This is a genomic window from Nostoc sp. CHAB 5836, from assembly GCF_020829445.1.
GTDB lineage: Bacteria > Cyanobacteriota > Cyanobacteriia > Cyanobacteriales > Nostocaceae > Nostoc.
Genome location: NZ_JAIVFV010000041.1, coordinates 36,368 through 45,901, shown reverse-complemented (window position 1 = coordinate 45,901; position 9,534 = coordinate 36,368). Strand labels below are relative to the sequence as shown.

Here is a 9,534-nt window from a genome sequence, read left to right as displayed (position 1 = left end):
CAAATCGCGGATATTCAAGGCATTCACGGCACTTTTGCTTTATGTTTCTTGCTTGTTCTGCCAACTTTTGCCCTCTATAGCTTTCATGCGGGACAAAAGCGCTTGCCCCAATCTGATTTTTTACAGCAACTAACCCAGGTTGGCAAGCCCATTTGGTGGGTTAGCTTGCAACGTCTGGCAAATACTCTTATGCTCATTGCTGCTGTTTTGGCTGTGAATTCTGGCAGGATGATGAAAGAAGAGTGGCTCCCCACAGGGCAGTTCTATCATATTTGGTATTACCTCCACCTTGGTGCGTGGGTTGTCATGGTTTGCTGTGTGGCGATTCATCTTTTGATGTCTACCAAGGTGGGTGGTGCGCCGTTGTTACTCTCTATGTTTTCATGGAAGTTTCGCCCAGAAGATAGCCCTGGTCAATGGTCTAATCGTTTCCGTGCCTGGTTGACTACTTTACAAGCTAACTTTGGTGCGGGAATTAATAATCTTATGCAAAATAATTTTCCCCTCAGAATTATTGAGGTGATTGTGCTGAGTGGAATTGTGACAGCCTTTGTATTACCTATATTTTTTTCCGGTAGTGAGTCATAGGCAGGGCTATTTCATTCTAGACATAAACCACCCGGAACTGAAGTTCCTGGCTCATAGCTAAAGTTCGTTAAAACGGACTATAACCTTTCCTCAGTCGTCTTTAGACCAATACACTTGGGTTAAGCATTTCCTCCTTCTCTCTTCTCTCTTCTCTCTGTGTTCTCTGCGCCTCTGTGGTTGGTAAAAAAAAGAGTTTCAGCCCTTTTGTGAACCGTATTGGTCTAAAGACTACTTTCGCTATAAGAGAGGTTAATTCATTCTGAGGCGGGCTAGATGAGAATGAAATAGCCCTGGATTCCTAGGTAATTGGCTGTTGCTGCGTAGCTTGCTGTCGTAGGTATCGCAAACCTATTCGGATAAAACTACGTACTTATAATATATATTACTGAATAATATATTGAGTTTATGTTGCATTTTCGTAAAAATCTGTTACATTACTTTACAGGCAGTTATAACTGTTACAACATCAAAGCTCGGAGTATTATTTATGGCAGACGTTAAGAAGACTACGCCTTCGGTTTCAGAAGATCCTAATGCTTTGCGCTGGGGCTTTACTCCTCAGAGCGAAAACTGGAACGGTCGTTTTGCAATGATTGGTTTTTTATCTGCTGTTGCGCTTGAAGTGTTTTCTGGTCAAGGAATTTTACACTTCTGGGGCATCCTATAGATTTAAAAGTTTCTAACTTCATTAGATGATGAGGCAAGGCAGCGATTCGTAAAATCGTTTGCCTTTCCTTTTGCAGAGAATTTTCTTAGCGTGATGAGCGAAATATTACACGACCTGGAGATTCTTCCTGATTAATTCGCGCGTATATGCGAAGACAAGTTAAGACTTCGCCAGGAATACCACCACAGTCTAGTTGTAAGTCATCCTTGGATAAAGCACAGATATCTGCATAAAGTCCCGATAATTGGCGAATTCGCACTTCATTACCTGCATTATTTGCCTCATCAGTGACTTTCTTCAGGATACGTCGTGATTCGTTTTGTAGCTTTCCCCACCAAGAATAGCGTTCGGCCGGTGGTACAAATACTAGTGAATGTATTGCTTCGTCCATGTCAATCCAGGCACGCAGAATTAATAGGGGATCAGTATTTTTCTCTGCCTTTTGGATGCGTTGGAAGCGATCGCTTAAAGCCTCAATGTATTGATGGCGGCGTTCTGGTTTGGAGTGGAAAGAGATAATATCAAAGCTAAAAACGCTTTTTAAAGCATGATGTAAATCCGGGTCAATTTCAATAAATTTTATATATAAATATAGGAATCCCGCTAGTATATCTGATGTATTTCCTTGAGGAATTTGAGAATTTGAAAGTGCTTGTTGAGACAAGCTCAATCCTTGAGTTTTAACAGTACCACTAAGTCCAGGGTAGATAATTTCATCGCGGATAAAGGGAAGTTGATAGAGATTAGAATTATCTGCGATCGCACCAACTTCTTGAGCCAAATCCAAGGTGCGCTGTTGCCAAGATGCAGCCAAATCCTCTGGGACTCGCAGCAGTTTGCGTTGAATCTCATTCCACAAATCTGAGTCTGTTTGGCTTTGCAGTTGAGAATTACCCAGGTAATAACTAAGTTCTGAGTCAGAATTAAAAGCTTCTCGGAGGTGACTTAGCTTTAAATCATCTGGCGGATTTTCCCAGCTAGTATTTTGCTGTAGGGGTAAAGGTTGCAACAGGTTATGAAGTTCTTGCAGCACATCATCGCATACCTTGGCTCCTGGATCTAGTGGAAATTCTGTGCGAGCCTGATTTAAAGTAGCCTCCAGTCCATACAGACTAAATCGCAGTAACCGGGCTAACTCCGAGTTTTTTATTTCTAATAATTGACACAAGTGCTGCATGAATGTTACCTGAATGTGATTAGTAGCGAATTAAACTTGGCAAACCTCTGCGTTTCTTTGCGTTTACTTTGCGCCCCTTTGCGTTTAAAAATCTTAATTTTTTCAACGCAGAGGAACGCATTCGCGAAGCGTCTCGCAGAGAAGGTTAGCGCAGAGGAACGCAGAGGTTTAATGCAAGAGTTAATGTATGCCGCAAAATGGATCGCGTTCTTTATCAACTTCATTAGGTTGCAACTCTAATTCAGCACGATAAACACATCCTTCTTCTTTGAGACATTCTTGATTTTGTGATGTCCAGTAAGGGACTTCACCAGCGTGCATCCGCAAAATGCCTTGATCATCGAGGGTTACACGATATTGGCAAGGGTAATCTGTGGTTATATCTGGTTTACTGAGTGCGCCAATTCTTATCCATTTTTTGCTGTTGGTTTCAGCATCTGTTTGATAAACATAGAAAGTGTGCTGGCCAGTTTGTGGGAAGGGAGGTAAGGGATTACTAATTAACCCAATTCCTGGTTGTGTCACACCATCGCGCAAATAGTGGAATTTTTTAAATGTTCTACTACCATCATTTTCTACTTCAAATACAAGATGATAGGCATCTGGTTGATCAACGGTTGCTGATTCAATAACGTTGACGGCAATATCACCATTATTCAAGTTTTTATGGAAGCGTTCTACGGCGATATTCCAATTCAAGTTACCATCAGTAAATAGTGCTGATGTTTCTGAAACTACTGATTCTAAATCAATACCAGGAATGTCTATTAAATAATGAGGATTTCCTTGACAAAGTAAGACGTTAAATTCTAGGGTTTGGTCGATTTCAAACTGGATTTTGATTTTTTTCAGAAACTCTGCTTCTTGTATATCCAGTTGATTCATCAGGTTTTTGCCATCAAAGCTTCCCCAAAGTCGTAAATCTCCCTCTTCGTAGTCTTGACGGTAGATAATGTTAGTTAATTGTATGCCTTGCCATTGAGTACGAACTTTGGCGACAGTTTCCCAAGGTGCGAGTTGATATAGTTCTTGTCCGGCTTTGAATATAGTCAGTAAATCGTTGCTTTGGGTTTTGCGTTTGAAGTTACAGGGTAAATAATAAAACAGGTTTTTGACATCAATTTCTAGCTGGTTGGCTCCCTTACGCAGCAAGCTTTTGGACTCTTCTGGATCGAATCTCAATCTTCGCAGTTTCTCGGCATAGCAAGCCCCGGCGGAGGTGGCTAGCTTGGTAAATTCCAGCACAAAGGTAATCCGTTCTGGATTCCAGACAAAATATGGAGACTTACTAAATTCTTGGTAGATTTGGCGCTGAACTATATTGAGATTACAAGTTTTCCCAGACAAAATTAACCAATCAACTTTTTGAGAATTCCCAGAATCTTTAGTGATATCATCGGGACGCAAACGACTTTCCATCAATCCTTTGGCAATTCCGATCGCTTCTTTAATTCCGGAAGCGGCGGCTCGTTCAAATTGCTGGTTGTCTAGGGTGATGCAGATGCTATTTGGATCTTTGACTTGTAATTTAATACTGCTTTGGGTGAGCAGTTCGGAAATTTGCTGCTCAGAAAGTGTGAAGGTTAATAGAGAATTTTCTGCTGGTGCTTTTTGCCCAAGTTTCAGTTTAGCGGCTTCTGCATAATCCCAGAGAATATAAAAAGATTGCAGGCGTTGGGGTGCTTGTTGCCAACGGGTGGGTAATACTTTCTCGGCAGTATCTAGGGCATCTTTGTAAGCAATGTCACCTTCAGGATTTTCTTTATCTAAACATTTTAAAATACTGCCAGATTTAAATTTTCCTTGTTCTAAGAAGCGTTCGTTTAACTCAGAGTTAATTAAATCTTCTAGCTTTTCACTTTCTTGATCACCTGTTGTTACTGCTGTCAATAAAAAGTCTGCGATCGCCACTTTTAATAATCGGAAAATTCGCAGTGTAATTAACTCACCGCCTAGCTGTAAGTGACCAGATGAACCTAATAGTTTGGGGGTAAGTTTATAGTAACGTCCTCCCAAACCCCGGTCTTCATAATCAGCAAAAGTCGGGGTTTTATCTTCTAAAGTCAGTTCAATTAAAGCTAAGTCTGTAGTTCCGCCGCCAATATCCAAGACGAGGACATTTTGTGACCATTTGTTTCCTGCTTGGCGACAACGGGTTTTGAATGACTCAATACCAATGTTGAGATTACCGCCAAATTCTCGCCATAAAAAGAATATTGCCACAGAAACGGCTTCATCATAAGCAGTTTGCACATCATCGATCCCTAACTGCTCGACCAGTTCCTTAACTTCTTTGCGAACAACTGGTGGGGCGACAGTGGGATAGGTGACAACTGCTGTCAAAAAATTCCCTTCTGAAAATCTGCGTTGTGCGCGTTGGCGATAATCTTCAGTTAACTCGATTAAATGCGCCCAAGCAGATTGGATTAGCTGATTTGCAGTAATTGTTTCTTCTTCACCATCCAAAATAACTGAAAACGATCGCTCCTGACCAAAATAGCGTTTGGGTGAATGGTGAAACCTGCTGATAATTTCCTTTAAAGAACCGCTTGTACCTTGAGCGATCGCTTTTTTTCTGTTATCTCTAGCTTCCCTACCCATCCGCAGTTTTAAATCCCCTAACTGCGAAATTTCCGACTCGCTAGGAATTTCTGTATCGCGACGATCAATATCCAGCACAACTGGAATCAGATTTTGCGACTCTAGGGTAGGGACGCGGAACACTTCATGATAAATTTGGTAAAGTTTTTTGCTGACAGCACGGCGAAATCTCTCGCTGTTTCCTAAAGAAAGTTCAATTTGGCGAATTGCTTCCAAAAATCGCTCTTTATTATCACTTTCAAAAACTTCACTCAGCTTTGTTGGTTCTATCTCCAGATTTTTGCTAATTTCTGCGATAAACTTTGCCCAATCATCAGCGCTGACATCTGGTAAAGCTACTGAGGCGGGAGAACTTAGCCATTGTGATAAGCGATCGCGCAACCGCATTTCTTGTTCTTTGGGTAAAATTTCTGCGATCGGTACTTCAATTGGATCGAAAAGTGTGACTGTCGAATTCGACGTACCAAAATCTAAAGCAAACCATCCCGGAAATCTTTTTTGTTGTTTCTCGCTTGGTTCTTGATCGGTATAGTTGTTCAATTTAAAAGGGTTCATTATAGTATCAAATGATTCTGTTGAACGATCGCTTTTTTATCTAGGGCGATGCCTACGCTTTTATATGAAAAAGCGTAGGCATCGCTATGAAAATTCCACCAGTTACTAAGTTAATGTTGAAGATTTTTGCTCACTTGCAAGTCTTATCTGTTCCACTTGTTCGATAGTTAAATTAAGTATCCTCGCAACCTCTTCTATCGGAATACCATAAGCTAAACACCGAGGTATAAGTTCACGTTTTGCTTGTTCTCGTCCTTGCTTTATTCCTTCTTGTCGTCCTAGTTCTAGTCCTAGTTCTAGTCCCTCTTGTTTAGCTTCTCGATAAACCCTAGTTTCTTGTAACGTAATTTCAAACATTGCCTCTATCTCTTCACGGCTTAAGTTTACAAATTTATAACCAGTAATTGTTGTGATTACTCAGCTGCAAGTCTTACTTGTTCGATGGTTAAATTAAGTAATTTCGCAACCTCTTGCATCGACATACCAAGAGCTAATAACTGAGGTACAAGTTCAAGTTTTAGTTCTTCTCGTCCTTCTTCTCGTCCTTCTTGTTTCGCTTCTTGATAAACCCTAGTTTCTTCTAACTTAACTCCTAACATAGCCTCTACCTCTTCACGACTTAAGTTGGCAAATTTATAAACAGCGATGGTTGTGATTACATCTATTATCTCCTTCTTAGCTAAAACAGTTATCTGTTCTTGTTGCACCCGCTCAATTAAACGTTTCGCTTCTTGCACCATTTGAGTGTCTGAGGCAATAGTTAACTGCATCAAACTGATACCTACTCTTTGCTCATCAGGATTACCTAACTCATCTAAATAAATCCGTTGTACTTGGGAACTATTCAGTAGCGATCTGTGAATAGTAGTCTTTTCCGGTTCCAAGCTGCGAGACTGTAAAATAATTACACCGTACCAGTCATCGTAAAGCGACGGGTTACGATACATATACAGCATGGACTCGGTGAAAAAGCGATGATACAGTAACTCATCTTTCTGGAATTGTACCTCAGCAAAAAAGATCATCTGAGATGCTGCATCCGGTGGAGGTAAAAATACCCCATCAATCCGAAATGTTGGTTCTTTAACTTCAACTGATTCAAAGCGATAGCTACTAGCTTCGGCTGGGGGCTGTTCTACTAACTCGAAAAACAATCCAGGAACACGCTTGAAAATTGCATAAAAAATCGCATCACGTCTCACAAATACATCCTCATCACCGTAGCGATCGCGTCATCTAAAATCATCTGAGTAAGAAACAGCCGCCATTTCTGAAAGAATCTGTAACCAAGTAGGAATTTGTATCGCCGATGGCAATTCCCCAGCCGCCAAATATCTCAGTAAAGTTTCTTTTTTTGAAAGGTTTTGTAGACTAGGAATAATTTGATCCAAAATGCCTTCTAGTTCGGAATTAATTTGCTGATTAACTTCGCTGACATACTGCACAAGATGGAGGCTGGCGCTAGCAGTAATTTCATCTCGCAGTCGCAGTACTAAAAGTTGGTGATTACTCGATCTGGGTAAGCCTTGGCTTTTCTCTGGTGCCCAATCAAAAATTTGACCAACGCTGTGTTTATCATCTTGACGTGCTAGAGGAAAAATGATTTCAGATGCAACAGTTTTGTCTTTACTAGTAATTTCCGAGATGATTGCTTCTTTCCATTGGTTAGGATCGCATCCTAGTAATAATTTGTAAAAGAGATCAGCATCTTCAAACCCAAATTTTTCTTCGATTTCTTGTTCCATTTCTGGATGGAAAAATGCCTGCAACTGTTCGCGCTCTGGGGCTACATGAATTGACAATTGACTTAACAAATCTACCACCGCTTGATGGATGCGATCGCGGGCAAAATCTTCTACTTCTTTAACGGTTTTCTCAAATACTGGATAAAAATCATCGCTCTTAGTCGGAAGGGAAGTATTTACACGGTTTCCCCGATCAAATAATTTCCCGGCTGCACCTCTAGATTCTGCCAGAGCGATCGCTCCATTGTTGGCTTTGTTAAATAGTAAAGTCCACTGGTTCCAATTGAGGATTCTAAAGGTGAGTTCATCTTTAACTACATCGCTGACTACAACATTGCGCCGATCTTTGAGTGGTTCTTTCCCGATCTCTTTTTGGAAATTCCTGTAGATTTTATCCAAGCTTTCGACCACAAAGCGCAATTCGATAAAAGCGGGACTATCGCCTGTGGGGATACCTTGCTCGTGGATTTCATCTATGATGTCCTTCAGGTGATCTTGTTGCTGACTGACGACATCAGCAGCTCTTTTAGTATCTTCATACAGTTGCTTCAGACCATGAGTGGCTACGTGAGTTTGAATCAATTCCCGCAGCTTACTAAGTCCCCCATCTTGACTAAAGTAACCTAACTGTCTGCCTAAATAACTGCGGGTGTCAGATTCTAGTAGCCGTTCACTTAATAGCTCCCATTTCTCTTGTAATCGTTTAGACCGATCTAAATAATCAGGATAGTCTAAGTTAGCCAAAAACTCTGGTGAGCCGGCTTTGACTGTACTAGAACGTTTTGCTAATTCAGCCAACCCCAACAGTGGCGACAGTAAAACGATGCGGTCTTTTTGGGTTGTAAACGCTTCTGCACCGTCAATGGTAGTTTGCAGAACCTTGAGTTTTTGGAAAACCGTTTCTTCCTGCAAGTGTGGACTATCTTCAATCAGTTGGTCAAGTTCTCTTTCGCCACCCTCGCCCTCTAGGGGTAGTTGATCGAAACGACCCACACCAACGAGAATTAAATCTTTCAGGTCTTGTCCCGGTCGCTGCTGCTGCATCATGGTGAAGATTTTATTGGCGCGATCGCTCCCAGGAGATTTACCATTTAGCAATACCAAAATTGTCTGCACTTCTGCCAATTCCCGCAGTGACAAAAAAGTGTCCCTAGCCCCGGAATTAGCAGCCCCCAATCCCGGAAAGTCGATGAGAATAAATTTAGCGGCGTCTGCAAAATCCCAAATTTTCCGTGAGATTTTCACATCGATATCCACACGGCGGATAAGTGGGAAACTATTTTGCAATAACTTTGTTGGTAGTCTCTGGGGTGGACTCGGTAATCGAATATGCGTTGGGGGCAAATCCTCAAATTTCAGAGTTTGAATTGCCATTGGCTGTTCCACTAGCTGTAGCCCCTCGCGGGCAGTGATAGCATCAATGTGGTAGCGCCCACCACACATAACTTCCCCATAGGCTTGATAAGCCCGCAGGAATAATACCAACTCCCGGAGTAAATAACGTAACTCTAAATTATTACTACTATTCCATGCTTCCTCACACCAGCTAATAATATCTGTACCAGAGTTGAGTTTCGATACTGGTATAGGAGGAAGCCCTGCTGCTGTTGTCCGTTTATTGGCTTCCCCTAGCATGAAGCGTAGACACTCATGCACTCCTTCATGAGCAAGATACTCTACCGTAAAGTTACTTAATTTTGTTGTTTCAAAATCATCTTGCGGAATAATATGTATGGCGGTAACATTACCTGTAGTGGGGTTTTCACTGACTGGCAAAGCATCTGCATATCCAATTAAACTGCCTAAAAGTAAAGTTTTTCCACTACTGAATTCCCCCATCACCCCAATTTTCACAGGCGAAGTTGCAAGGTCTACAGTTTTCTGGGCAGCTGACCGCAAACGCAGGAGACAGTCATCTAGACTAGCTGGAACCCAATCTTCTTGTTTAGAAGGGTACTGGGGCACAGAATCTATCTTTCGCAGGATGAATTCGCCGTACTCCTTAAAACGGCCCAGTTTATCTGGTTCCATAGAGTAGTTTCCGCCTAACATGAATTTCTGTGAGCTTTATAACATATAAAATGCCATTACCAGCCATTGTTACAACCTGTTGATATCACATTTAGCATTTCTCTCATTTAATTTGCGATTTTGTTCTAAGAGGTTGTTTGAAAAGTGTTTAGCTGTGACTTTAGGCACTT

The 9,534-nt window shown here is 41.4% G+C and carries 7 protein-coding genes; 2 read left to right on the top strand and 5 right to left on the bottom strand.

The window, feature by feature from the left end; all coding sequences use genetic code 11:
- The coding region (locus tag LC605_RS11000) for a cytochrome b/b6 domain-containing protein (protein ID WP_229547582.1) at window positions 1-588 on the top strand (588 nt) is incomplete at its 5' end.
- Between the two features lie 487 nt (window positions 589-1,075).
- On the top strand, window positions 1,076-1,255 hold the full coding sequence (locus LC605_RS10995; protein ID WP_069071239.1) for a high light inducible protein: 180 nt from the start codon (window positions 1,076-1,078) through the stop codon (window positions 1,253-1,255).
- Window positions 1,256-1,340: 85 nt separating this feature from the next.
- Here LC605_RS10995 and LC605_RS10990 read toward each other — a convergent pair whose 3' ends face one another.
- From LC605_RS10990 to LC605_RS10970, 5 genes are all read right to left on the bottom strand, one after another.
- Window positions 1,341-2,432, bottom strand: coding sequence for a hypothetical protein (locus LC605_RS10990; RefSeq protein WP_229547581.1), 1,092 nt, complete (start codon window positions 2,430-2,432; stop codon window positions 1,341-1,343).
- 180 nt (window positions 2,433-2,612) lie between these two features.
- A complete protein-coding gene (locus LC605_RS10985; protein WP_229547580.1) occupies window positions 2,613-5,588 on the bottom strand; it encodes a molecular chaperone in 2,976 nt (991 codons plus the stop codon).
- A 105-nt stretch (window positions 5,589-5,693) separates the two neighbouring features.
- Window positions 5,694-5,993: an Rpn family recombination-promoting nuclease/putative transposase gene (locus LC605_RS10980; protein ID WP_309143261.1), complete on the bottom strand. Its 300-nt coding sequence runs from the start codon at window positions 5,991-5,993 to the stop codon at window positions 5,694-5,696.
- Window positions 5,994-6,001: 8 nt separating this feature from the next.
- Window positions 6,002-6,790, bottom strand: a complete 789-nt coding sequence (locus LC605_RS10975) for an Rpn family recombination-promoting nuclease/putative transposase (RefSeq protein WP_229547578.1) — start codon at window positions 6,788-6,790, stop codon at window positions 6,002-6,004.
- A gap of 30 nt (window positions 6,791-6,820) precedes the next feature.
- Entirely contained in the window at window positions 6,821-9,364 is a 2,544-nt protein-coding gene (locus tag LC605_RS10970) for a proteasome protein (RefSeq protein WP_229547577.1), read from the bottom strand.
- Between the last annotated feature and the right edge of the window lie 170 nt (window positions 9,365-9,534).